At 69.1% G+C, this 24523-nt stretch carries 23 protein-coding genes; 14 read left to right on the forward strand and 9 right to left on the reverse strand.

All coding sequences use genetic code 11. The features are described 5' to 3' along the window. Nucleotides 1-121: 121 nt before the first annotated feature. On the reverse strand, nt 122-742 hold the full coding sequence (locus EER30_RS11220) for a TetR/AcrR family transcriptional regulator (protein ID WP_127500329.1): 621 nt from the start codon (nt 740-742) through the stop codon (nt 122-124). An 87-nt stretch (nt 743-829) separates the two neighbouring features. On the opposite strand from EER30_RS11220, the gene EER30_RS11225 reads away from it, so the two are divergent. Further along, a complete protein-coding gene (locus tag EER30_RS11225; protein ID WP_127500330.1) occupies nt 830-2218 on the forward strand; it encodes an MFS transporter in 1389 nt (462 codons plus the stop codon). 58 nt (nt 2219-2276) lie between these two features. On the opposite strand, the gene EER30_RS11230 is transcribed toward EER30_RS11225, so the two are convergent. The 8 genes from EER30_RS11230 to EER30_RS11265 all read right to left on the reverse strand — a co-directional run bounded on the left by EER30_RS11230 (nt 2277) and on the right by EER30_RS11265 (nt 12238). Beyond that, on the reverse strand, nt 2277-2816 hold the full coding sequence (locus EER30_RS11230) for a pyridoxamine 5'-phosphate oxidase family protein (protein WP_127500331.1): 540 nt from the start codon (nt 2814-2816) through the stop codon (nt 2277-2279). Further along, nucleotides 2816-3520 carry a thiaminase II/PqqC family protein gene (locus tag EER30_RS11235; protein WP_127500332.1) on the reverse strand — a complete coding sequence of 235 codons (705 nt, stop codon included), beginning with the start codon at nt 3518-3520 and terminating at the stop codon, nt 2816-2818. The genes EER30_RS11230 and EER30_RS11235 overlap by 1 nt, the downstream gene beginning before the upstream one ends. Then, a complete protein-coding gene (locus EER30_RS11240) occupies nt 3504-5276 on the reverse strand; it encodes an acyl-CoA dehydrogenase family protein (protein WP_205650184.1) in 1773 nt (590 codons plus the stop codon). Before EER30_RS11240 ends, EER30_RS11235 begins: the two co-directional genes overlap by 17 nt. After that, nucleotides 5273-6331, reverse strand: a complete 1059-nt coding sequence (locus EER30_RS11245; RefSeq protein ID WP_127500333.1) for a methyltransferase — start codon at nt 6329-6331, stop codon at nt 5273-5275. The genes EER30_RS11240 and EER30_RS11245 overlap by 4 nt, the downstream gene beginning before the upstream one ends. Nucleotides 6332-6394: 63 nt before the next feature. Continuing rightward, entirely contained in the window at nt 6395-7147 is a 753-nt protein-coding gene (locus EER30_RS11250) for an N-acetyltransferase (protein WP_127500334.1), read from the reverse strand. 36 nt (nt 7148-7183) lie between these two features. Further along, entirely contained in the window at nt 7184-7960 is a 777-nt protein-coding gene (locus EER30_RS11255) for a leucyl/phenylalanyl-tRNA--protein transferase (protein ID WP_240669991.1), read from the reverse strand. 13 nt (nt 7961-7973) lie between these two features. Beyond that, nucleotides 7974-10985, reverse strand: coding sequence for a non-ribosomal peptide synthetase family protein (locus tag EER30_RS11260; protein ID WP_127500336.1), 3012 nt, complete (start codon nt 10983-10985; stop codon nt 7974-7976). A 14-nt stretch (nt 10986-10999) separates the two neighbouring features. After that, nucleotides 11000-12238, reverse strand: coding sequence for a cytochrome P450 family protein (locus tag EER30_RS11265; protein WP_205650185.1), 1239 nt, complete (start codon nt 12236-12238; stop codon nt 11000-11002). Nucleotides 12239-12776: 538 nt separating this feature from the next. Here EER30_RS11265 and EER30_RS11270 point away from each other — a divergent pair. The 13 genes from EER30_RS11270 to EER30_RS11330 all read left to right on the forward strand — a co-directional run bounded on the left by EER30_RS11270 (nt 12777) and on the right by EER30_RS11330 (nt 24459). Next, nucleotides 12777-13451 (forward strand): response regulator transcription factor, encoded by a 675-nt coding sequence (locus tag EER30_RS11270; RefSeq protein ID WP_240669953.1) that lies wholly within the window; start codon nt 12777-12779, stop codon nt 13449-13451. Between the two features lie 11 nt (nt 13452-13462). Beyond that, nucleotides 13463-14962, forward strand: a complete 1500-nt coding sequence (locus EER30_RS11275) for a sensor histidine kinase (RefSeq protein WP_127500338.1) — start codon at nt 13463-13465, stop codon at nt 14960-14962. Nucleotides 14963-15094: 132 nt separating this feature from the next. Next, the gene (locus tag EER30_RS11280) at nt 15095-15871 is read left to right on the forward strand and encodes a HesA/MoeB/ThiF family protein (RefSeq protein WP_127500339.1); all 777 of its coding nucleotides are present in this window, start codon (nt 15095-15097) and stop codon (nt 15869-15871) included. Between the two features lie 15 nt (nt 15872-15886). Then, nucleotides 15887-16159: a MoaD/ThiS family protein gene (locus EER30_RS11285; RefSeq protein ID WP_127500340.1), complete on the forward strand. Its 273-nt coding sequence runs from the start codon at nt 15887-15889 to the stop codon at nt 16157-16159. A 5-nt stretch (nt 16160-16164) separates the two neighbouring features. Next, the gene (modA, locus tag EER30_RS11290) at nt 16165-16944 is read left to right on the forward strand and encodes a molybdate ABC transporter substrate-binding protein (protein WP_127500341.1); all 780 of its coding nucleotides are present in this window, start codon (nt 16165-16167) and stop codon (nt 16942-16944) included. After that, nucleotides 16941-17780 carry an ABC transporter permease gene (locus tag EER30_RS11295; RefSeq protein ID WP_127500342.1) on the forward strand — a complete coding sequence of 280 codons (840 nt, stop codon included), beginning with the start codon at nt 16941-16943 and terminating at the stop codon, nt 17778-17780. The genes modA and EER30_RS11295 overlap by 4 nt, the downstream gene beginning before the upstream one ends. Continuing rightward, the gene (locus tag EER30_RS11300) at nt 17777-18829 is read left to right on the forward strand and encodes an ABC transporter ATP-binding protein (protein WP_127500343.1); all 1053 of its coding nucleotides are present in this window, start codon (nt 17777-17779) and stop codon (nt 18827-18829) included. Before EER30_RS11295 ends, EER30_RS11300 begins: the two co-directional genes overlap by 4 nt. After that, on the forward strand, nt 18826-19974 hold the full coding sequence (gene chrA, locus EER30_RS11305) for a chromate efflux transporter (RefSeq protein ID WP_127500344.1): 1149 nt from the start codon (nt 18826-18828) through the stop codon (nt 19972-19974). The genes EER30_RS11300 and chrA overlap by 4 nt, the downstream gene beginning before the upstream one ends. Before the next feature lie 10 nt (nt 19975-19984). Continuing rightward, a complete protein-coding gene (locus EER30_RS11310; protein WP_164842286.1) occupies nt 19985-21223 on the forward strand; it encodes an ABC transporter permease in 1239 nt (412 codons plus the stop codon). Beyond that, nucleotides 21213-21875 (forward strand): ABC transporter ATP-binding protein, encoded by a 663-nt coding sequence (locus tag EER30_RS11315; protein WP_127500346.1) that lies wholly within the window; start codon nt 21213-21215, stop codon nt 21873-21875. The genes EER30_RS11310 and EER30_RS11315 overlap by 11 nt, the downstream gene beginning before the upstream one ends. Further along, nucleotides 21872-22264: a hypothetical protein gene (locus tag EER30_RS11320; protein ID WP_127500347.1), complete on the forward strand. Its 393-nt coding sequence runs from the start codon at nt 21872-21874 to the stop codon at nt 22262-22264. The genes EER30_RS11315 and EER30_RS11320 overlap by 4 nt, the downstream gene beginning before the upstream one ends. A gap of 4 nt (nt 22265-22268) precedes the next feature. Continuing rightward, nucleotides 22269-23492, forward strand: coding sequence for an ABC transporter permease (locus tag EER30_RS11325; RefSeq protein ID WP_127500348.1), 1224 nt, complete (start codon nt 22269-22271; stop codon nt 23490-23492). 40 nt (nt 23493-23532) lie between these two features. Beyond that, the gene (locus EER30_RS11330; protein ID WP_127500349.1) at nt 23533-24459 is read left to right on the forward strand and encodes an isopenicillin N synthase family dioxygenase; all 927 of its coding nucleotides are present in this window, start codon (nt 23533-23535) and stop codon (nt 24457-24459) included. Nucleotides 24460-24523 lie beyond the last annotated feature (64 nt).

Genomic DNA, 24523 nt, shown 5'->3' on the forward strand with positions numbered 1-24523 from the left:
GGGCGAGGTCGTACGCTGCCGCCGCCGGCCGTGACCTGCAACGTCACGATGAAAATGGCTCACTGAGTATGGTGGACGAGGTGTATGCGGTCGGGTCGTCGGCTCGGAGGCGACGTCGTGTCTAGGTGTTGGTGCCCGGCTGCTGGGGCAAGCCGTCGACGGCCGGCGCGGCGAGGATCGCCTGGACAGTGGCGATGACGATGCCCGGACTGTCTGCCGGGTCCAGCCGGCCCAGCCGGGTTTCTTCCGCGGCGCCGTTGAGGATGTAATGGACCGCGTTGACCAGCCAGGTGAGCGGAAGGTCGGTCCGGAACACGCCTTGCCGCTGGCCTCGGCGGATGAGTTGCTCCATCCGGTCGGCCGCGGCGTTGTGCAGTTCCCGTAGTCGTCCCGGGGTCAGCACTCCTTGGGCGGCGGTCAGTAGTGCCGCCGACTCGGCGACCAGCAGCCAGCTCGAGGCGAGCAGCCGATTCATCGCCATCTGGGCGTCGCCACCCAGGTCGAGGCCGGTGAGCATCCGTTCGCCGTCGTGGAGCGCGTCGACAAGGGCGGCCTCGACGAGCTCGGGGCGGGTTCGGAAGTGGCCGTAGAGGGTCATGCGGCCGACGCCGGCCGTTTTGGCGATGTCGTCGACGGTGGCGGAGGGGTCGCGGCTGAGGGTCTCGCGGGCGGCGGACACGATGCGCGCGATGCTGCGCTCGGCGTCAGCGCGCCGGCGCGGACGCGGATCGGCGGAGACCATGCCCCACCTTAACTCGTACGGGAATGTACGCGGTAACCTTCGGGTTGAAAGTCGTACTCATCCATACGAGTTATGTCGGAGGGTGCCATGACCACACAGGACACGTACGAGACGACGACGCAACATCCGCAGCGCTGGCGCATCCTGGCCTTCCTCGGCATCGCCCAGCTCATGCTCATCCTGGACGTCACCGTGGTCGCGATCGCTCTCCCGCACATGGAGACGGACCTCGGGCTGAGCCGTCAGGCCCTGACATGGACGGTCAGCGCATACACGTTGACCTTCGGCGGTCTCATGCTGCTCGGTGGCCGGATCGCCGACCTGATCGGCGCGAAGCGCGTCGTCCTCGCCGGGCTGCTCGTCTTCACCACCGCCTCCCTGATCGCCGGCCTCGCCGGCTCGGCCGAGATGTTGCTCGGCGGCCGCATCGCCCAAGGCGTCGGCGCGGCCCTGCTGTCGCCGGCCGCCCTGTCCCTGGTCGTCAGCCTGTTCTCCGGCGACGAGCGCAACAAGGCCCTCGGCGTGTGGTCCGCGCTCGGCGGTGGCGGCGCCGCCCTGGGTGTGCTGCTCGGTGGCCTGCTCACCAGCGGGCCGGGCTGGCCGTGGGTGTTCTTCGTCAACGTGCCGATCGGCCTGGTCATCGTCGTCGCGCTGGCCGTCATGCTGCCCTCCACCGCCGGCCTGCGGCCCCGTCCTCGAGTGGACGTTTTCGGAGCCCTGCTGGTCACTGGTTCGACGACCGCTGTCATCTACGCCCTCATCCGTGCCGGGGACCATGGTTGGCTCACCCTCACCACCGGCGCGCTCGTGCTGCTCGCGGTGGTGGGCTATGTGGTCTTCGCCGCGTGGCAGAAACGGGCTCGTTCTCCGTTGATGGATGTGACGTTGCTGGCCCGGCGTCCGGTGGCGACCGGAGCGTTCCTGATCCTCATGGCGACCGCGTTGATGGTGGCCGCGTTCTTCCTCGGCACCTTCTACTTCCAGCAGGCCCGCGGCTACGGCGCCCTGCACGCCGGGTTGCTCTTCCTGCCGGTCGCCGTCGCGACCATGGTGGGCGCCAACCTCACCGGTCAGATGATCGCTCGTCTCGGCGCCCGGACGCTGGCTGTCGCGGGCTTGGTCGTCGCGGCGGCCGGCATGGCGGTGCCGGTGCTGACGATGGACCCGGTCGCGGTCACGGTCGGCGTCGCGCTCGCCGGGGCCGGGGCTGGGGCGCTGTTCGTGGTCGCCTCGGCCACCGCGCTGAGCAACGTCGCCCCGCAGGAGGCCGGCATTGCGTCGGGCATCGTGAGCACCTTCCATGAGTTCGGCGCCTCGATCGGTGCCGCCGTGGTCTCCAGCGTCGCGGCGGTCAGTCTCGTGAGCGACAGCCTCGGCGGTTTCCGGCACGGGTTCCTCGTCGCGGCGGTCGCGGCTGCTGTCGCGGCTGCTGTCGCGGCGCTGCTTACACCTGGCCGGCCGACGGTGCTCAGCTGAGTGTCGCGACGGGTTCGGCCGTCACGCGACCCGGTCCGGGTCGCGCGACGGCCGGTTATCAGGCGTCGACCGTGACGAGCTGTTCCAGTTCGGCCGGCGGCACCTGCATCCGTCGATCGATCCGGTCGCGTTTCCACGTGCGGGTGTCGATCAGCCACCACTGACGTACGGCGACGAGGTAGAGCCGGTGCGGCGCGGGAGGCGCCAGCAACGACCGCTCGAGCTGGAACTGCGCGCGCTGCGCCGGGTCCGGGAAGACGCCACGGTAGAAGTCGGAGTAGTAGTCGTCAAGCTCGGTCGCCGAGATCTCGCTGCACACCCCGGTGAACTGGGCCCCGTCGGTGGCATCGATGTCGAGCCCGGCCGTGCTCGGCGGCAGGAACAGAGCTCCACTGACGGCGGGATTGGCGGCGACGTCGAGCCCGTGCCGGGAGCTGGTCGCCGAGCCGAACACCAGCCGCAATGGCGCCGCGAACCAGACGTACTCCAACGTGGCGACCCAGGGCTGCCCCTGCGGCGACACCGTGGCCAGGTTGATGTAGCGCGCGTGATCGAGAAGCCGACGCGTCCTGTCGAGCGGTGTGCTGCCGAGGGTCATCAGCTCTCCTCCGCGGTGCACGGGCGAACGCCGCCGACCCTGTCGCGTTCGACGGCATCGGCCAGTGCTCGCCAGAACTGTGCTTCGTACGCGTGCACCATGCCGGCCGTCCGCAGAGCGTCGCCGGGACTGTCGTGCGCGGCCAGGCCGTCGCGGACGGTTTGCGTCGCCCGGTCCAGCAGTTCCTCGGGTGTCTCGGCGAAGAACCGGAAGTGCCCGACCGCCTCCTCGTCGAGCCCGTACTGCTTGACCAACGCATCGGCTACCCGCGTGTACAGGGTTCCCGAGTCGGCGGCATTGGCGAGCAGCGCCAGAGCGACCCCGCTGCGTGTGCCGTGCTGTGCCGTTTGAGCCAGATAGGCAGGGTACGCCTGGGCGAGGGGTGTCGGCTTGTGCGCCCGCAGATCCTGCTCGTTGAGGCCGACGGCGGACGCGAAGTCGATCAGCAGCCGAAGCGCCAGGGATTCGCCCTGAGCCATGGCTAGGAACAGGTCGCCGGCTGGAACGGGTGGGAAGCGGGAGGCCAGCAGGGCGAAGCTGCGCCGGTCGCTGTCGACCAGGTGATACAGCTCGCCGGCCAGGGCGCGCAGGTGTTCGTGACGCACCGCGCCCGACTCGAGGAGATCGACGAAGCGGTTGGGCTGCCGCTGGACGAACATCTCCTGCCGAGCATTGGTGAGCAGGGCGTCAACGTCGTCGGTCATCGTCTGTTCTCCTGCCGATGGTGGGGTGGGCGGCGCGCCGCAGGTCAGGGCGGTTTGACGGGCCGGGTTGCGGCTGGGCGATCCAGGGTCCGTCGATGGACGGGTCGGTGACGCCTTCTTCCAGCCAGGTGAGATCACCGGCCAGGACGGTGCGGGCGAGGGTGCGGTCTTCGGTGTCGGTGTTGTCGTCCATCCGGGTGAAGTGGTGTGCGACCCGCAGCCGTGCCTGCCGGCAGAACGTGTCGGCCAACGCGATGGCCGTGTCGTCGTTCCCGGCGAGAGCCGTGGCGTAGGCGCATGCCGCGGTCATCGCGTACAGCTCCGCACCGGCTTCGATGAGCCGGCCCAGCCGGAGCTGGTGTGTGCTGAGGTCCTCGTCGCTTCGGGCCAGGCCGGCGAAGGCGTCCGCGATACGTCGGGCGGTTTGTTCGGCGAAGCTGACGTGGGTGGCGAGCGTTTGCAGGACGGCCGAGCCCGAAGGTGCGATCTCTGTGCCGGTGGCTTGCTGGTGGTGGGTGATCACGGCGTCGGCGATGAAGCCGCGGAGAGCCTCGGTCGACCCGTCGAAGATGCGTCCGATGCGCAGGTCGCGCAGGAGTCGTTCGACCGGGACGCCGCGCTCACCCCGTGCCGCACTGGATTCGGCGGTTTCGTATCCGCGGCCGCCGCGCAGCTGCATGAGGTCGTCGGCGACCCGCCAGGTGTGTTCCGAGGCGAACAGTTTGGCCAGTTCGGCGTCGAGTGAGGTGTCGGCGCCCAGGTCGGCGAGGCGCCCCGTGATCTCGGTCATCGCCTCCAGCGCGAAGGCGGTGGCCGCGATGTACGCCAGCTTCCCGGCGACCGCGTCGTGCTCACCGATCGGGCGTCCCCACTGGACGCGGACGCTCGTCCATTGCCGGGCGATCTTGAGGCTCCACTTGGCGGCGCCCGCGCAGACAGCGGGCAGCGACAGCCGCCCGGTCTCCTGTGCGGCCAGCGCCACGGTCAGGCCCTCACCCTCACCGCCGATGCGGTTGGCCGCTGGAACCACGACGTTGTAAAGCCGGATGACACCGTTCTCGAGACCTCGCAGACCCATGAAGGAGCTGCGGTGTTCCACCGTCACGCCGGGAGAGCCGGCTTCGACGACGAAAACCGTCATGCCTCCGGCGCGATCGCCGGCCGGCGTAACCATGGCCATGACCACCAGCAGGTCGGCGATGGTGCCGTTGGTGGTCCACAGCTTCACACCGTTGAGGGTGTACGAGTCTCCCGCCGCGCCGGCGACGGCGGTCGTGTGCATCCGGAACGGGTCGTTGCCGATGTCCGGTTCGGTGAGTGCGAACGCGGAGATCTCCCGCGTGCACCGGGGCAGGAAAGCGCGTTTCTGGGCGTCGGTGCCGAACAGCAGGACCGGCTGCGGCAAGCCGATGGCCTGATGGGCGGCAAGGAGTTCGCCCAGCGCCGAGTGAGTGCTGTTGACGATCATCAGCGCGCGCAGGTAGCAGCGTCCCGACAGGCCGAGCCCGCCGTACTCCCGGGGAATTTTCATCGCGAACGCGCCGAGCTGCTTGAGGCCGTCGATCACTTGATCGGGTATGCGGTCGTCACGTTCGATCAGATGGCTGTCGACGTGCTTGTCGCAGAACTCACGCAGCGCGACGAGGAATTGCTCGTCGCTCTCGCCGAGACGCCTCGGGTCGCCTGGTGGCGGGGTGAGCAGATCGGCGCGCAGCCGTCCGAGGAACAGCTGCGTACCGAAGCCGGGCGTGGTCATCGCGCGGCGGACGGCGTGGCCTGGATCATGGACAGCGGCCCGGCGGCCCCGATCTGTACGGACTGCACGGTGAACCCGGTCGCTGAGAGCATTGCCCGGAATTCCGGCTCGGTTCGTTCCCGGCCGCCGGCCATGACCATCATGTTCACGTCGGTGAAGTAGGCGACCGCCTGCCCGGAGTCGGCGGTTTCCGGCAGCACCGTTCCCACTATGAGCAGGGTGGCGGACTCGGGCAGCCGGGCGCGGCAGGAGCGCAGCAGGGCCAGCGCGTCCTCGTCGTTCCAGTCCTGGAAGACGCTCTTGATGATGTAGAGGTCACCGTCCTGGGGGATGTCCTGGAAGAAGTCACCCGGCTGGACCTCGCACCGGTCGGCGACGCCGGCCTTGTGCAGCACGGCGGGGGCGTCAGCGACCCCGTTCGGGCTGTCGAAGACCGTCCCATGCAGGTGGGGATGGGCGGTGAGTACGGTGGCGAGCAACGTGCCGTCACCCCCGCCCAGGTCGATCACCTTGGTGACCCGGGAGAAGTCGTAGGCGGCGGCAACACGACCGGCCGCCACCCGCGACTCCTCACCCATCGCGTCGTGGAACAGCGCGCTGAACTCGGTGTCCGCGGCCAACGCGGTGTAGAAGTCGGAACCCTTGGCTTGATCGAACGCGAGGTCACCGGTGGCGACCGCCGGGCCGAGGCCCTGCCACGCGGTGAACCACATCGGGCTGCAGAACACCCGGGTGAAGGCTCGCAACGAATCCGGGGAGTCGGTACGCAGCAGCGCCCCGACCTCGGTCAGGCCGAACCGGGCCGGCTCGGGTTCCGTGGTGATCCCGACCGCGGCCAGCAGGCGCAACACGCGGCGCAGCGACGGCTCGTCCGCTCCGGTCTCGGCAGCCAGTTCGTCACTGCCGCGGACGTCGTCCTTGATCAGGTCGGCCAGTCCGAGATCGGCGATGACTCCGAGGGCGTGGGAGGTCATGTAGCCGCCGATCCTTTCGATCATGGCGGTCCTGAGCCGAAGACGCTCGGTGGTGTCCTTGTCCAGTCCACTGATGCTCATGACGTTGGGTGTCCTTCGTGTCAGTTGGTCCGTGCATGACAGGCAGGCGGGTGCGGGAGAGGATCAGAGGCGGTGGCGTACCCAGATGTTCGGCTCGACGTAGACGGCATAGCCTTGCTCGACGTCGGCGATCACGGGTGCGAGCGCGCCGGGGACGTCGACGGGGCCGCTGGTGTCGAACGGCAGCCCGGTCCAGCCGCGCCACTGCGGGAGGCTGCCGGAGATGGTCATCGACGCCGGGCAGACCTTGACGATCTCGCCGCCGCTGCGGACGTGGACGCGCAGCCACGGGTCCTGGGGAAGGCCGTCCGGACGGGTCTGCGCGGCGTAGCCGGCCATGCTCAGGTGGGTCGCGGTGTGTTTGAGGCTCGGCCGCACCGGCGCGACCAGGTCACCGAAGCCCTGGTCGCGGGCATGCTGTTTCAGTGCTTGCAGGGTTCTCGCCGACAGGTTGCGCTGCTGGTGGCCCGGCACGACGGCGATCTCCAGGGCGCACAGTGCGGTCAGGCGGTGACCGGCGTAGGTGTCACTCATACATTGGCGCAGGGCCTCGTCCCAGCCGGTGTCCGGAAGGTTGCCGACCTTGCCGTCCCAGGCCAGGGGTGCGCTCGCGGCGCGGGCGACGACAGTCCGGTTCTCGTCCAGGACCACGAGCTGATGCCGGGCGTGCCGTTCGAAGATCCAGTGGACGAGGATCGGGTCGGGCCGGATGTAGGCCGGCCAGGTCGACTCCATCGTCAGCATGGCCGTCTCCAGGTCGGGGCGGTCGGCGAGGTCGGCAATCTGCAGTCCGGTGCCGGCGGTGCTCGAAACCATGAGGGTTCTCCCGCGGGGTGGTGGGTCTCGGTCGTGTCAATCGGCGAGCAGCTCGACGGCCCGGCGCCCGGTGGGCAGCGGCGCGGGCGGGTGCGGGGTGCGAAGCAGGGCCAGATATCGCCGGCGGGCCACAGGCTCAGCGCCGAGCAGCCTGACGTGGTCGCTGTCGCGCTGGACGTCGACGGCGACGCCGCCGGCCTCGGCGAACCGGCGGCTCAGTTCGACCACGGCGACCCGACCGGCGCCGCTGCTGAGGGTGAATTGCGAGTCGGCGCTGAAGACGGCACCGATCCGCATCCCGAACACTCCGCCGATGAGATCCTCGCCGTCCCACACCTCGACGCTCTGGGCATATCCACAGACGTGCAGCCGAGTCAGGCTGGCCATCAGCTCGTCAGTCAGCCAGTGCTCCGCGCGCCCCTCCCGGCATCGGTCGACGACCTGCTGGAAGCAGAAGTCGACCGTGGTCGTCCAACCGGATCGGCGTAGCTGCCGGCGAAAGCTGCGCGGGACATGCGCCCGGCCGGTCGCGATGACGGGGCGCGGGTCGGGGGAGCACCAGGCGACGCCGTACGGGTCACGGCTGCCGGCCTGCACCGGGATCCGTCCGGCGGAGACATCGTCGGCGTAGCTCAGTTCGTTGAGTAGCCGATGCTCGATGGTGGCCGCGGGGAACGGGTACAGCCCGCACCGATACGCGTCGAGCAGGTTGCGGGGACCGAGGTCGTCGCCGAAAGCCACCGGGCCGTCGGCGGGGGCGGTGGCCAGATCCAGGTCTTGCCAGGCGGATCGGGGCCGCACCGGAGTCGGCATCAGCACGAGGGCCTCACAGGAAGTCGACGCGGGTCAGGTAGTCGATGTAGCGGTCGAGCAGTTCGGTGCTCACCGGGGGAATCTCGATGCCGCTGCCGCGCAGGGCCGACTCCACGTTGTCGCGGGTGAAGACGGGGAACGTCGTCTCCAGGTACATCTCGGCCACGCTCATCGTGCCGGCGGCGCAGCGGTCGATGAACAGCGGTGCGAACGGTGTCATCGGATGGCCGGGCTGCTCGATCGCGACCTCGGCGATGCGCTCCACCCATTCGTCCCAGGGCACCTCACGGACCTTGTGACCGTGAGATCGCAGCCGTTCGGCGAGCACGGAAATGTTCACCTTGCCCGGGTTGGTGAGGTGGTAGATCTGCCCGCGGGGCAGGCGGGTCGCGGCGATGTGCGTGACGGCCGCGGCGAAGCAGTCCACCGGGGTGTAGTCCAGCGGGAGCTCCGCGATCGGGGACAGGCCGGTGTCGACGACGAACTTCTTCATCGCGCACATTTCCGTCGCTGTGTTCCAGGCACCGGTCTGCTGGTCGCCGGAGATGTCGGCTGCCCGGTAGACGGCCACGGGAAGTCCTTGCCGGGCTGCTTCGAGCAGGAGTGCCTCGGCCACCCATTTGCTTTCGACGTAGCCGACTGACAGGTGGTCGGGGTAGTCCGGTGGGGTGAGCTCGGTGACCTGCCGTATCCCCGCGGTTCCGAAACCCGCGACCACCGCCATGGTCGAGGTGTAGTGGACCGGGATGTTGCGGTACCGCGCGGCCATACGGATGATCTCGCGGGTGCCTTCGACGTTCGCCGGGCGCATGTGGGCGTACGGATAGAGGAAGTTGACGATTCCGCCGGGATGGTGAATGACGTCGATGGATCGAGCCAGATGGTCGAAGTCGTGGTCGGTCAGGCCGAGGCGAGGCTCGGCCAGGTCGCCCGGCAGGGCACGGATGCGTCCGGTGTCGCGATACCGCTGCAGGTCGTCGCGGAGATAGTGGGCGGCGTTGGCGTGCAGCCGAGCCATCGCCTGGTCCTGGTCGTCGGCTCGCACGAGGCAGTGCACGACGGCGTCGGTCGAGGCCAGCAGCTGCCGCAGCAGGTAGACGCCGAGGAACCCGGTGGCTCCGGTGAGGAGGATGTGAGCCGGATTTCGCCACGACGCTGAGCCGGCCGGGCTGCGGGTGATGGGGACGTCAAGCGTGGCTTCGGTTCGGAAGTCGATGGGCCGGGCGTCGTCGGAGAGCATGCCCGCCCTGGCTCGCTCGACGGCGGCGGCGAAGGTGCGCAGCGTCGCGTCGTCGAGCAGCAGGCGAATCAGCGGACGGATCTGGGTGATGAGGATGCCGAGTGATTCACGGAGGTTCGCGAGCAGCTGGGCGGCCTTGAGGGAGTCGCCGCCGAGGCGGAAGAAGTTGTCCTGAGGATTTACGCGGTCGACGTTCAGAACCTGCCGCCAGATTCCGGCCACGACACGTTCGGTCAATCCGGCGCTGCGTTCGCCGTCGCTGTCGGACGCGGTTTCGGCGAAGTCCGGTGTGGGCAGCGCCGCCAGATCGATCTTGCCGGTGGTGGACATGGGCATGGTGGGCAGGTGCAGGAAGGCCGACGGAAGCATGTACGGCGGCAGACGGCGAAGGAGGAATGACCGCAGCTCGTCGGTGGTCGGGCTCTTCTCGTCGGCCTCGGGGCTCGTGGTGAAGTACGCCGCCAGCTTCGTCTCCCCGTCCGGCATCGATGTCGTCACGGCCGCGTCGACGACAAGGTCGTGGGCGGCCAGGGCCGCCTCGATCTCGGCCGGCTCGACCCGGAAGCCACGAATCTTCACCTGGCGGTCGCAGCGTCCGATCACCTCGAGGTCACCGGCGGGAGTCCAGCGGCCCCGGTCGCCGGTGCGGTACATCCGCGCGTCCGGCTGCTGGGCATGGGGGTCGGGCAGAAACCGGGATTGTTCGTCGGTGCCGGTGAGATAGCCGTGCGCCACTCCGGCGCCGGCTATGTAGATCTCGCCCGGCCGGCCCGGTCCGACGGGTCGCAGATCGTCGTCGAGTACGTGGATCGTGGTGCTCGGCAGCGGGCGGCCGACCGGTGCGGGACCGTGCTCCGGCAGCGTCCCGGCGGTCACCTCCATGGTGCAGGAGGTGATGGTCGTCTCCGTGAGGCCGTACGCGTTGATCAGCCGGGAGTGCGGCGTCAGACGCAACGCCGTCCGGCAGTCGTCGGCGTACACGGCGCTGCCGCCGACGATGGTCAGGCGCACCGGCACGTCGACCGGATCGTGGTCCAGCTCGGACAGGAACGCCCGCCAGTACGACGGCGTCAGGTCCATCACCGTGACCTGGTGGGCGTTCAGCCGGCCGGCCAGATCAGTCGGTGCCCAGAGGCTGTCGGGCAGGATGAGGGTCGCACCGTTGAGCAGCGGAACAAGGATCTGCTCGATGGAGGTGTCGAACGAGACGGCGGCGAATTGCAGGACCCGGTCGGCGGGGCTGATGCCGTACCGTTCGTTGACCTCGTCGCACAGCCGAGTCAGGGATCCGTGGTCGACCCGGACGCCCTTGGGCCGGCCCGTCGAGCCCGAGGTGTAGATGACGTAGGCGCCGTCGCTGTCGTCGATCTCGGCCGGAACCCGCGTGCCGTCGTCCATCTGATCGTCGACCACTACGACCGTGACCGGCAGGCCGGAGAGCGCGTCGGCGTCGGCCCGGCGGGTCAGCACAACCGCGCAATGCGTCTGCTCGATGTATTCGGCCAAGCGTGGACCCGGAACACCGGGCTCCACCGGCAGGTACATGCCTCCCGCCTTGAGGATCGCCAGCAACGAGGCGATCTGGTCGGCCGAGCGTTCCAGGTGCGACACGACTACGCTGCCGCGTCGCACTCCGTGCCGGCTCAGGACGTGGGCCAGCTGGTCGGCTCGGCGGTCAAGGTCGCCGTAGCTGATTTGCCGCACGCCGTGGACGACGGCGACCGCGTCCGGGTGGGCTGCCGCGCGGGCGGTGAAGCGTTCGTGGACCAAGGTGGGTTTGCGCATCCCCGGTGACTCCCTTATCGCGAGCGGTGGTGCAACAGCACGGGCAGGGACGCGACGCCGTTGCCGATGAAGGTGTGCTCGGGTTCGATCTCGTCAGGTTCGACCGCGAGCTCGAGCCGGGGAAAGCGTTCGAACAGCGACCGCAGCGCGATGCCGGCTTCGAGCAGGGCCAGCCTCGATCCAGGGCAGAAGTGGGGGCCGAGGCTGAACGCGATGTGTTCCTTGTTCTCGCGGTCTATGTCGAAGACTTCCGGCCGCTCGTGGACGGCGGGGTCGCGGCCGTGGGCGCCGTAGGCGATCAGGATGGCGTCGCCGGCGCGGATGACCACGCCGTCGCCGAGATCGATGTCTTCGGTTGCCCATCTCATCGGTAGGTGCATGACCGGACAGTGCAGGCGAAGGGACTCCTCGATCGCGTCGCTCCACCGGTCCGGATTCTGCTGGAGAACGTGCAGTTGATCCCGGTTGACAGTCAGCTCGCGGACCGTGTGGTCGAGCAAGTTGATCAACGTTCCGCTGCCGCCGCCGATCATCAGGAGCAGGGTTGCGATGAGCTCGTCCTCGGTGAGCGGGGTGCTGCCCTCTTCCCGGGCGGCGATGAGGAAGCTGGTGAGGTCGTCGCCCGGGTCCCGGCGCCGGGCATCGATCAGCGCGTGCATGGCCGCGATCAACCCGTTGCTGATCTCGACGGACTCGTCTTCGCTGGCCTTGTCGGTCTCACCGACCGCGCGGAACAGGCGTAACAGCTCGGCGCGCTGATCGTCGGGAACGCCGAACAGGTCGCAGATCGTCTCGGTGGGCACGCGGTAGGAGAAGGCCGCGTGAAGGTCGATCGGCTGGTCGGCGGGGAGGGCCTCGAGATCGTCCAGCAGGCGAGCGACGACGGCTTGGACCTGGGGTTGAAGGTTCCCGACCCGGCGAGGGCTGAACGCGGGCGTGATCAATTTCCGGAGCCGGGCGTGTTCCTTGCCGTCGGCGGTGGCCATGTGGTCGATGTCCACCCACGGCGACAGCCAGGCGACCGAGCCCGGTTCGTAACCAGGCACGGTGCCCTTGAGGTCCCGGGAGACGCCGGGGTGCGTCAGGAGCCGCTTGACAACGTCACCGCGGCTGACCGACCACGCAGCTACCCCTTCAGGAAGTTGCACGGCGACGGCCGGCCCCATGTCCCGCAACTGATCTACCTGGGCGTACATGCACTGTCCGCCGGTGCTGTCGAGGGGCACGGTCGGCGTGCTGCTGAAAGCGATCACGTCATTCTCCTGTGCGAGCGCGGTGTCGGCCGAGGACGTCGGAGCTGTCTGCACGGGTTCGGTGGGCAGCCCTGACACCCCCAGCCGGGGGAGATGGGGGTGTCAGGGGATTCGGGGTGACGGATATCAGACGGTGACCGGCGTGTAGAAGTTGAACAGGAGCCATGCCGCGACGAACAGCAGCAGAAATGCGGCGGTCATCAGGAGCCAGTTGGTGAACCGCATGGGGCGGCCTCCTGCGGGCGTCGCGGGCGATCGGACTGTTCGTGACTCCTCGCCAATTCGTGGATCACCGAACCTCGGGACCCAGGCTAGGCCGGATATGTACAACGAATCGTCAAGTGCAGTGCAGGGGATGGTTCAGCTTCGGGCATGGAGCGGCCGCCAGAACGGTCCGGGCCTGCTCATATCAACATCCACAGCCCGATACAAGAGTTAAATCGATTTACATCTATCGCAGGAATGTTGGCTAGACTTCGGACTGCTGAATGGAGCGCCGTCCTATTTCGGGGGAGTTGGGACTTCGTTGCGCATATTGGTGGCTGAGGACGATGAGCACGTTGCCGACGCACTGACAGACGCACTCCGCCAACACGGCCACACCGTTCTGTGGAAGAGCGACGGCGGTGACGCGGTGGAGGCAGCCGAGCAGGCCGACTTCGTCCTGCTCGACCTGGGACTTCCGGATCTCGACGGCTACGAGGTCTGCCGGCGGATCCGGGCCACGTCGACGATTCCCATCATCGCTCTGACCGCACGGTCCGAGGAGATCGACAGGGTGATGCTCCTGCAAGCCGGAGCTGACGACTACGTCGTCAAGCCCTACGGCTTCCGTGAGCTGCTGGCTCGCATCGAGGCGGTGACCCGTCGCACCACCCAGGCAGCCGTCCCCACCGGCACACCCACGCCGGAGGAGCCACCGTTGACGATGGGTGCCCTCACCATTGACATCCGGGTGCGTAAGGCCTCCATGGCCGGTGGGCCGCTATCGCTGACCGCCAAGGAGTTCGACCTGCTGGCTCTCCTGGCCGCCGAACGCGGCGCGGTCCTGACCCGGGAACAGATCATCGAGCGGGTGTGGGACGAGAACTGGTTCGGCTCGACCCGGACCCTCGACGTCCACGTCGGGACCCTGCGCACCAAACTCGGCGACAAACGATGGATCGAGACCGTTCGCGGTGTCGGCTTCCGGCTGACCGATCCGCGTGGCTGAGAGGGTGGCCTGTGCGCAAGAAGCTCCTGCTCACCTACCTCACCCTCACGGCCGTCATCCTGCTGATGCTGGAGGTCCCGCTCGCCCTCAGCTACTCGCTCAACGCCTACCACCAGCTGGCCGGAGAACGAGCCCGGGAGACCCGTGAACTCGCGACCGACGCGAGAGTGGTCCTGGGCAGCCGCACCCTGGTGGCGCCGTTCGAGGAGCGGCTGCGCCGCTATGAGGCGGGCCGGCAGACGAAGGTCGTGCTGGTCGACCTGAGGGGCCGGGTGGCCGCGGCGTCGCACACCGACGTCGACGGCACGGCGTCCGCGCTGCGCTCGTCGCTGGCGCAAGCGTTGCAGGGCGAAAGCGCCGGCCCGTCCCAGCACGCCCGGCACGCACTCTGGCCCGGCGACGTCGTCATCGCCGAACCTGTCCTCGAGGACGGTGAGGTAGTCGGTGCGCTGGGCGCCGTAGCCTCGGGGGCCGCGGTCCAGCGTGACGTCACCCGGCATGCTCTGCTGCTTCTGGGTGCGGCGGTCCTGGCCCTGACCGCGGTCGGGCTGGCCAGCGTCCCCCTGACCCGATGGCTCCTGCGGCCCCTTCGTCAGTTCGACGACACCGTACGCTCCATCCTCGACGGGGCGTACGACGTCCGCGTGCGGGTCGGTGGAGGCCCGCCGGAGATGCGAGGGCTGGCCGACGGGTTCAACCGGATGGCCGACCATCTCGTCACACTGCTGGACACCCAGAGAGCCTTCGTCGCCGACGCCTCTCACCAGATGCGCAATCCACTCACCGCGCTGCGACTGAGGGTCGAGACGCTGGACCCGGGTGAACGGCCGCAGTCCAGAAGGCAACTTCGTCAGGCGGTCGCCGAGATCGAACGCCTCTCGCAGATGCTCGATCAACTGCTGCGGCTGGCCCGGGCCGAGGGCCGCGACCAGTCGGTCGCCCCGGTGCACGTCGCGGAGGCCGTTACGACCAGGGTGGACGCCTGGGAGCGGGCTGCCGTCGCGAAACGGGTCACCCTGATCGCTCCCGACCCGACCGGCACCGTCGCGGCGTGCGTGCCCGGCCATCTCGAACAGATCCTCGACGTGCTCATCGACAACGCGATCCACGCCTCGGACGCCGGCACAGCGATCACCGTGCGGCATCGAGCCGCCGGAGCGTACGCGCAGATCCAGGTGGTCGACGAAGGCGTCGGCATGTCGGCCGAGGACTGCCAGCGCGCCCTCGGCCGGTTCTGGCGCGGCACCAACTCCGCCCGGCGGGAGGGGTCCGGCCTGGGACTGGCCATCGCCGACACCCTCGCCAAGGCCAACGGAGGATCGCTGCGCCTGCTGCCGGTGACTCCGCGTGGCACCGAGGCCAGGCTGGAGATACCGCTGTGCCCCCGCACGGTCCCGGCGACCGAGACTCAGGTGCTCATGTCGTCGTGCACCCGCAACGCCACCGCCCGCGACGGCCGGTTCGCCCCGACCGCCAGGGCGACGGCCGCCGGCTCCGTCGAGGACGCCTGACGCCAAGCGCCCGCCCTTTGCCGCGCTCTTGCCCCGCCCTTGAAGTTCTGCTGAACATCCTCTGATCCGCCCCTCGATACGGTCGTCGATGTTCCACGAACCAGTCGATCACTGACATGCGGGGGACCGAGGATGACGCTTCAGGCGCCAGACTTCACTCAATTCCAACTTGACCGATATTCGCGCCAGCTCCGCCTTGACGGCTTCGGCATCGAGGGCCAGCGTCGGCTCCGCGACGCGCACGTCGCCATCTCACGAGGCGGGGGAGTCGGCGGCACCGTCGCTTCGCACCTGGCCATGGCCGGGGTGGGCCGCCTCACCGTCGCCCACGGCGGGGAAATCGTCCCGGAGTACTTGAACCGGATGCTGCTCGCCAGCCCGAAGGACGTCGGCCGGCCGTGCGTGGACGCCTTCGCCGACAGCCTCGCCCGCATCAACCCCGACGTCCAGGTGACCACATACCCGGAATACGTCACCGACGACAACGTGCGGCGGATCGTGGGCGACGCCGACCTCATCGCCGACGGCGCTCCACTGTTCGAGGAGCGCTACGCCCTCAACAACGCCGCGGTCGAGCTGGGCCGCCCGTTGGTCTCCGGGGCGATGTACGACACCGAGGGTTACATCACCACCGTTCAGCCCGGTCGTACGGCGTGCTTGTCATGCATCTATCCGACCAAGCCGCCCTACTGGACCGACATCAAGGTGTTCCCGGCCATGAGCACGGCGCCCGGAATGGTCGGCGCGGTCATGGCCATGGAAGTGATCAAGGTACTCACCGGATTCGCCGAGCCGTTGAACAACCAACTCATGTTCTTCGACCTGCGCACCAACGTGAGCCGCCTGTTGAAGGTCGCCCGCCGGCCGGACTGCACTGTCTGCAGCCATCTCGACAACAACGACGTTTGAGGGAGAGGCCCCGCCATGCCGAAGATCCTTGTCCCCACCATCATGCGCAAACACACTGCGAACAAGTCGAGCGTCGAGGTCGACGGCACCACCGTCTCCGAGGCGATCGACAATCTCACGGTCACCTACCCCGCTGTGGGCGACCTGCTGCGCGGCAGCGACGGCCGGCTGCGGGCGTACGTGAATGTCTTCGTCAACGGCGACGACATCCGTGGGCTCGACGGGGAACAGACCGGCCTGACCGACAGGGACGAACTCCTCGTTCTCCCGGCCATGGCCGGCGGCTGACCCTGATGTCACGACAGTGGTTCGCCAGGGCCGTCGTCTGTACGGTGACGGCCCTGGCGGTGACCGGATGCGGCAACGCACACGGCGCCCCTCGCAGCGCACACGGGCAGCAGACGGTCACCGTCTTCGCCGCGTCGTCGCTCAGCGGCGCTCTGGAAGAGGCGAAACACGAGTTCGCCAAGATCCATCCGGGAATGGACATCCGGCTCAACCTCGGTGGCTCGTCGACCCTGGTCGCGCAGCTGCGCAACGGTGCTCCGGCCGACCTGTTCGCCTCCGCCGACGAGCCGACCATGGACAAAGCCGTGCAGGCCGGTTTGACCGAGGGATCCGTCCAGCACTTCGCCGGCAACAAGCTCAGCATCCTCGTCCAGACGGGCAACCCGCAAAAGATCAGCGGACTGGCCGATCTGAATCGCGCGGACCTGACGGTCTCCCTGTGCGGGCCGCAAGTTCCCGCCGGACGTTATGCACGTCAAGCCCTCGAGCGGGCGAAGGTGCCCGTTCCCGGCGGCGGCGAGGAACTCGACGTCAAGCAGGTCGTCAGCCGAGTGACCCTCGGCGAGGCGGACGCCGGTGTCGTCTACGCCACCGACGCCAAGTCAGTGGCCGGCAAGGCCGACGAGGTGGACATCCCCGCGGCCCACAACGTCGTCGTCCGCTACCCGGCCAGTGTCCTGAACACCGGGGAGAACCCCGCCGGCGCCCAGACGTTCCTCGACTACCTGCTCTCCACGGAGGGCGAAAAAATCCTGAAGAAGCACGGCTTCCAGGAGCCACGATGACGGTCGTCGTCCAATCCCCGGCCACGACACCTCCGCCGCCACCGCGAGTTCGCCGCTCGCGGTGGCTGACGGTGACTGTCGCGCTGCTCGGAGGTCTGGGTCTTCTGCTGTTCGCCGTCCCGCTGGCGTCGCTGCTGTTGCGCGTCCCCTGGGCCGACACCGCCTCGCAGCTCACGTCCCCACAAGCGCTCGACGCGCTGCGCGTCTCACTGCTGTGCTCGGTGTGCGCGACGGTGCTGTGCCTGGTTCTCGGACTTCCGGTGGCCTGGATCCTGACCCGCACCCGAATGCCCGGCCGCTCCGTCCTGCGCGCCATCACGACGCTGCCGGTGGTGCTCCCACCGGTCGTCGGCGGGGTGGCGCTGCTGCTGGCGTTCGGCCGCGAGGGGGTCCTCGGCCGGTTCCTCGACGAGGCGTTCGGTATTCGCCTCGCGTTCAGCACCTCAGGCGTGATCCTCGCCGAGACGTTCGTAGCGATGCCCTTCCTGGTGCTGACGGTGTGCGGCGCGCTGCAGTCCGCGGACCGCCAGCTGGAGGAAGCGGCCCGCACGCTCGGCGCGAGCCCGTGGACGGTGTTCCGCCGGGTGACCCTGCCCCAGATCCGGCCCTCCCTGCTGTCAGGAGCCGTCCTGTGCTGGGCCCGCGCCCTGGGCGAGTTCGGCGCCACGATCACCTTCGCGGGAAACCTTCCGGGCACCACCCAGACTCTGCCGCTGGCGGTCTACGTCGCCCTGGAACAGAGTCCTGAAGCTGCCGTCGTGCTCAGCCTGCTGCTCCTGGCGGTCTCGTTGAGCATCCTCATCGGGCTGCGCAAACAATGGGCGGCCGGGCTATGACCCTGACCGCGCGGATGCGCCTGACGAACGGAAACTTCGGCCTCGACGTCGACATCGAGGTCGCCGACCGGGAGACCGTCGCTGTCCTCGGACCCAACGGGGCGGGCAAAAGTACCCTGTTACGCGCCCTGGCCGGGCTGCACCGTCTCGGCGCGGGCCGGCTCGCTCTCAACGGGCGGGTGCTCGACGACCCTGCCGCCGGTTCGTTCGTGCCGCCCGAATGCCGCCCGGTCGGGGTGGTCTTCCAGAACCTGCGCCTGTTCCCCAACCTCACCGCGGTCGACAACGTCGCGTTCGGATTGCGCTGCCGGGGGCTGAGCCGGCGCGAAGCGAACCAGCGGGCTGCCACCTGGCTCGACCGGGTGGGCCTGGCCGACCGCGCCGGCGCACGACCCGCCGAGCTCTCCGGCGGGCAGGCGCAGCGGATCGCCATGGCCCGAGCCTTGGCCGTTGCCCCGGAGATGCTGCTGCTCGACGAGCCGTTGTCCGCGCTCGACGTCGGGATGCGCGCCGAGATGCGCCGCGACCTGCAGCGGGCACTCGAATCCTTTCCTGGCGTGCGGCTGGTGGTGACCCACGACCCGACCGAGGCCTTCACCCTCGGCGATCGGCTGATCATTCTGGAGGAGGGCCGGGTCGTGCAGACCGGCACCCCGGCCGAGGTGACCGCGCGCCCGCGCTCGCAGTACGTCGCCCAGTTCGTCGGCATCAACCTGCTCCGCGGTTGGGCCGACCGCGGCCGGCTGACCGTGGAAGGAGGCTTCGAGCTGGTCGTGCCCGAGACCGCCCACGGCGAGGTGTGGGCAGGCATCCGGCCCCGGTCGGTGGCTCTGCACCGGACGCGCCCCGACGGCTCCCCTCGTAACACGTGGCTGTGCCGCATCGAAAGCCTCGACGTCGAACGTGAGGTCCTGCGCGTGGTGCTGGCCGGCAAACCGTCGCTGGTGGCCGAGGTGACCGCCGAGGCGTTCGCCGACCTCGCGCTGCGTACCGGGGACGCGGTCTGGGCATCGTTGAAGGCCACCGAGATCGAAGTGTTCCCGGCATGACCGCGCTGGACAGGCCCGCCCGGCGCCGGGCGACGGCCGAGGTGTTCTGGGTTTTCCTGCGCATCGGGGCGTTGTCGTTCGGCGGCCCCGCGGCCACAACCGGTCTGGTTCACAGCAAGGTCGTCCTGGGCCTGAAGTGGATCGACCAGCGCGATTTCCTGGATCTCGCCGGCATGGTCAGTGTGCTGCCCGGGCCGAACGCCGTGGAGATGGCCATGCACATCGGCCGGCACCGGGCCGGACGAGCGGGCTTCCTGGCCGGCGGGGTGGCCTTCCTCCTTCCCGGCGCGGTGCTGGCCACTGTCCTCGGCGCGTTGTACGTCCGGTACGGGACGACACCGGCGGCCGCCTCGCTGCTGTACGGGGTGAAGCCCGTGGTCGTCGCGGTCACCGCCTGGACCGTTATCCGGCTCGCCAAGTCGGCCCGCCCTCGCCGCTTTCACCGCGCCGCGCTCATGGCCGCAGTGGCCATCGCGTACGTCGTCGGGGTCGACGAGTTGCTCCTGCTCGGCGTCGCCGGACTGGCCGGGCTCGCCGCCCACCTTCGTCGGACCGCCCGGTCGAACAAGCCCGGCGCCGCGGCGCTCGTCCTGGCCGTGCCCATCGGCCAGCCCGATCTGTGGTCGCTGGCCGGCGTGTTCCTCAAGGCGGGCGCACTGCTGTTCGGCGGCGGAGCCGTGTTGCTGGCCTTGCTGCGCGGCGAACTCGTAGTCGACCGGGGCTGGATCACCGAGACGCAACTGCTCGACGCCATTGCGGTAGGGCAGGTCACCCCGGGCCCGGTGCTCAACACGGCCACCTTCCTCGGCTACACCCTCGGTGGGCTGCCCGGGGCGTTGATCGTCACGATCGTCGTCGTGCTGCCGTCGTTCCTGCTGATGGCGGCGGCCGGCCCTCTGCTACGGCTGATCCGGGCGCACGACTGGGCCCGGGCGACGCTCGACGGCATCACGCTGGGCGCGATCGGTGTGCTTGCCGGGGTCACGGTCGAATTCGGTCGCACCGGGATCGTCGATCCGCTCACCGGGGCCGTTGCGGTGGGTGCGGCGCTGATCCTGTGGCTCCGGCCGCAGTCCGCACTTGTCCTCGTCGCCGCCGGCGCCGCCTTCGGGCTGCTTCGACTAGGTGCCCAGCACTATCTGTGAAGGAGGAGCAGTGCCCCGGTTCACTCTTGTGTGGGCGGAGCTGCGAGGCAGACCGATCCGCACCCTGACCGGTGCGGTCAGCCTGGCGATCGGGCTCGCGCTTTTCCTGAGCCTCCAGGCGTACGGCAGCGGGTACCGGCAGGCGGCGCGGGCTCCCCTGTCCGAGATCGGCACCGACATCGTCGTGCAGCGCGAAGGTGACCGGCCGGAGGCCTTCGAGGGGGCGGTCTTCCCGCACTCCGCCGCCGTGATCACCGACGACCAGGCATCGTCGGTCGCCGACACCGACGGGGTCGAGGCGACCAGCCGGGCCCTGATCTTCTGGTCGTTCCAGGGCGACGACCTCGTCGTCGCGCTCGGCATGGATCCGGCCGAGCGGATCGGGCCCGGGAGGTTGAACGCCGGTCTGCGCGACGGCCGTTTCCTGCGGCCCGACGACTCCGGCGTTGCCGTACTCGACCTCAGCTACGCGGAGCAGAAGAAGATCCGGACCGGTGACTCCTTCACCGTCGCCGGTCAGGCCTTCACCGTCGTCGGGCTCGTCGACACCAGCAGGGCCGGTCAGATCGCGAACGCCAACGCCTACCTGCCCCTGGCCGACGCGCAGAAGATCACCGCAGCCGCCGGAATCTCGAGCCCGACCGACGTGAACATGGTCTTCGTCACCGCCCAGCCCGCCCGCAGCGAAGCCGTCGCCCGTGAGATCGGCGCCGCGCTCGGCCGAGACAGCCTCATCACCACGCCTCAGTCCTTCGACGACGCGTTGGGCTCCACCTTCTCTCTGATCGACCGCTTCGGCCTGCTGGTCGGCATCGCCGCGCTGCTGGTCGCCGCGGCTGGGCTGGCCCGCACCGTCAGCGCCAACCTCGCCGAACGACGACGTGACGTCGCTGTTCTGCGCGCCGTCGGCTGGCCCCGCCGAGCCGTGACCGCCCAGCTCAGCGCGGAGACGACAGCCATCACCAGCCTCGGCCTGGTGCTCGGTGTCCTGGGAGCTATGGCGGTGACCTGGGCAGTGAACAGGACGACGGTGACCGTGCCGGTCCCCTGGGAACTCAGCCCCACCCCGCACTTCCTGGCCGGCGGAGCCCGGCAACTGTCCCTGACCGTCCCGATGAACGCGTCGCTGGACGCGCTCCTGATCGTCGCCGCCGCGGTGGCCAGCCTGATCGCGGCGGCCCTGGTGAGCTTCTTCGCCGCCCGGCGCGCCGCCGGCATCAAACCCATGGAGGCCTGGCGTGTCCAGTGACATTCTGAAGGCCGAGGGAATCCGCAAGTCCTTCGGCAAGGTGACCGCACTAGCCGGCGTCGACCTGGCCATCCGGGCCGGCGAGTTCCTGGCCATCGTGGGCCGATCGGGATCCGGTAAGAGCACCCTGCTCAATCTGCTGGCCGGGCTCGACGCGCCCGACTCCGGCCGGATCAGCAGTCAAGGCCGGGTGCTGCCCACCGGTGAGGACGAGCTGGCCGACTGGCGCCGCGAACATGTCGGCCTGGTCTTCCAGGCCTTCCACCTGATCCCGACCTTGTCGGCGCTGGAGAACGTGGCCATCCCCCTCTATCCCCGCCGCATGAGTGACACCGCGCGCCGGGAGCGGGCCGGCAACTGCCTGGAGCTCGTCGGCCTGAGCCACCGGACGGGACACCGGCCCGGTCAGCTCTCCGGCGGCGAGCAGCAGCGGGTCGCGATCGCGCGGGCCCTGGTCGGCGACCCTTCGCTGGTTCTCGCCGACGAGCCGACGGGCAACCTCGACACCACGACCGGTCAGGAAATTCTCGACATGTTCGAACGGCTGCGTCACGAGACCGGGTTCGCGCTGGTCGTGGTCACGCACGACGAGAAGGTGGCGGCCGCCGCGGACCGCCAGATCAGGCTTCAGGACGGAGTGGAAGTCGCATGAGAAGCACACGGACAGGCGCGCTGGCGTTGAGTGCCCTGCTCGCCGTCGGCGGCTGTGGTTCGCCGGATCCGAAGTCCGACGGCGTGGATGTCGATCTGGTCTACCTCAACCACCCGCCGGTACAACCGGTCCTGCGCGACATCGACAACGTCCTCGCCGGCTACCAGGAGAAGATCAACCTCACCCGGTACGACGCGGACACCCCGGAAGGTAAGAAGTACGCCGACGAACACCGGCTGACCGGTCACGTCGCGATCGCCGTCGTCATCGACGGAGAGGTGACCTTCCAAGGCTTCCCGACCGGCGCGGCGCCGGTGAAGGGCGTCGAGGGTGACTGGGAGATGAAGGACCTCGACGCCGCCCTTCAACAGCGGACGACGAACGGCTGACCCGGTGAATCACTACATTCGCTCCCAGCTGCGTCACCGCCGGCGTCGGGCCGCGGCGGTGATCGCCGCCGTGGCGCTGGGCGCGGCTCTGCTGATCGCACTGACATCCCTCGGCTCCGGCTTCCGCGAGGCGGCCCGGGCCCCGCTGGCCGGCATCGCCGCCGACCTCGTGGTCACCCGGCCCGACAGCGCCGCCCCGTCCCAGCAGACCGGGCGCGGTGTACGCCAACCCTTCGGCCTGGGCACCTTCGACAGCGGCGAGGTCGGGCAGATGAGCGCCGTGCCTGGCGTCGACACGGCCGTCGGCACGCTGCAGATCTGGGATTTCGGCCCTCGCTCGACGGTCACCATCGCCGGGGTCGACCCCGCCCAGCAGACCGTCGGCCCTGGGCGGATCCTGCACCACAACCTCATCGCGGGCCGTTCCTTCCACTCAGGCGAGTCCGGCGTCGCTGTCCTCGACCGCCACTATGCCGCGTTCTACGACAGCAAGGTGGGGCAGCGGGTCACCGTCGGCCAACGCACCTTCGAGGTGGTCGGCGTGGTCGAGGTCAAGGACTCGGCCCAGACCGCGGCCTCGAACATCTACCTTCCCCTGGGCGAGGCACAACAACTGGCCGGCCTGGCCGAGACCCAGGTCAACCAGGTGCACGTGCAGGTCGGCAACTCGGCCGACACCGAAGCTGTGACCGCGGGGATCACCGAGCGGGTCGGACCGGTCAGCGCCATCACCCCCGACAGCCTCGTGCAGATCATGGGCGCTGTAGGGCGGATCTCCGCTCGGTTCTCCACCATCGCCGCGATCATCGGCGGTCTCGGCGGGCTGATCCTGAGCTGGACGGCGCTGCGCGGTCTGGTCTCCGAACGCACCCGCGAGATCGGGCTGCTCATGGCCGTCGGATGGCGACGGTCCCACGTCGTCGGTGTCTTCCGCACCGAAGGCCTGATCCTGGGCCTGGCCGGCGCCGTTGTCGGGATCGCCCTCGGCGTGGTTCTGGCCTGGCTGCTCTCCTTCATCCCCGCGCCCGACCTCGGCGCCGCCACCACTTCGATGGCCGGCCACGACAGCACCACACCGGCCGCCGGCACCGGACTGCCCGTGAGCATCAGCCTCACCGCGGTCGCCGCCGCCGCACTGGTGGCCCTGGTCGGGGCAACCACCGCCGGCATGGTGGCGGCTCACGCCGCCACCCGGCTCAAACCCGCACGAAGTCTCGTAGCCCTGTAGGACGCGGCCGCCGTGCCGCCCGCTGAGCGATGGAGCTGTCATGACCGACGAATTCGTACCGATCATCGATCTGTCCGGACGGGACACCGAAACCGGCCGCACGACGATCGCCGCCGAGATCCGGCGAGCGTGTGAGACGTCCGGCTTCTTCACCATCACCGGGCACGGGGTCTCCAAGGACCTGGTCGACCACATGTACACCACGACCAAGGGCTTCTTCACCTTGCCCGAGGAGCAGAAGGACCGCAGCGCCAACCAGGGCGTCGGCGTGTCCGGGCTGCGCCGTCCCGGCGGCCCGTACGAAGCATTCGCGGCCCACGTGACCGGTGACCTCAACGAGGAGCAACGCGCGAAACTCGGCGACTACCCGGCCACCTGGAAAGCGGCGAACATCTGGCCCGACGCCAACTTCAAGGCCACCTGGTACGACTACCTCGCCGCCATGACCGCGTTGTCGGCCGACATCATGCGGCTGTTCGCGCGGGCCCTCGAACTGAACGAGGACTTCTTCGACCGCAAGTTCGACGAGCACGTCTCCCTCCTGCTGGCCAACTACTACTACCCCGACCCGAAAGCCGACGAGCTGCGCCGTGACGCCCACACCGACTGGGGCAGCCTGACCGTGCTCTACGTACAGGACGCCGCCGGCGGGCTGCAGGTGCAGCGCGACGAACAGTGGCTGGATGTCCCCTCGATCCCGGGCAGCTTCGTGGTGAACATCGGTGACCTGATGGCGTACTGGACCGGAGGCCGCTGGAAGTCGACGGTGCACCGGGTGGTCAACCCGGCGCCCGAGGACACCTCATCGCGGATCTCCATCCCGTTCTTCTACCTGCCGAACCACGACACCTCGATCGAGCCGATGAAGCCGTACGCGGCGGGCACCGGCGAGGCCGACCTCGACCGTGTCACGGTCGGTGAGTGGTTCGCTTGGAAGATGAAGGCGACCTACCAGGCTTCCTCGTAGCGGCGCCCGGCGGGCCGGACCGGCCGTTGGCGACAGCTGCGGCTGTCTCGGCCCGCGCCCGCCG

The sequence above is a fragment of the Actinoplanes solisilvae genome, from assembly GCF_003999975.1.
Classification (GTDB): domain Bacteria; phylum Actinomycetota; class Actinomycetes; order Mycobacteriales; family Micromonosporaceae; genus Actinoplanes; species Actinoplanes solisilvae.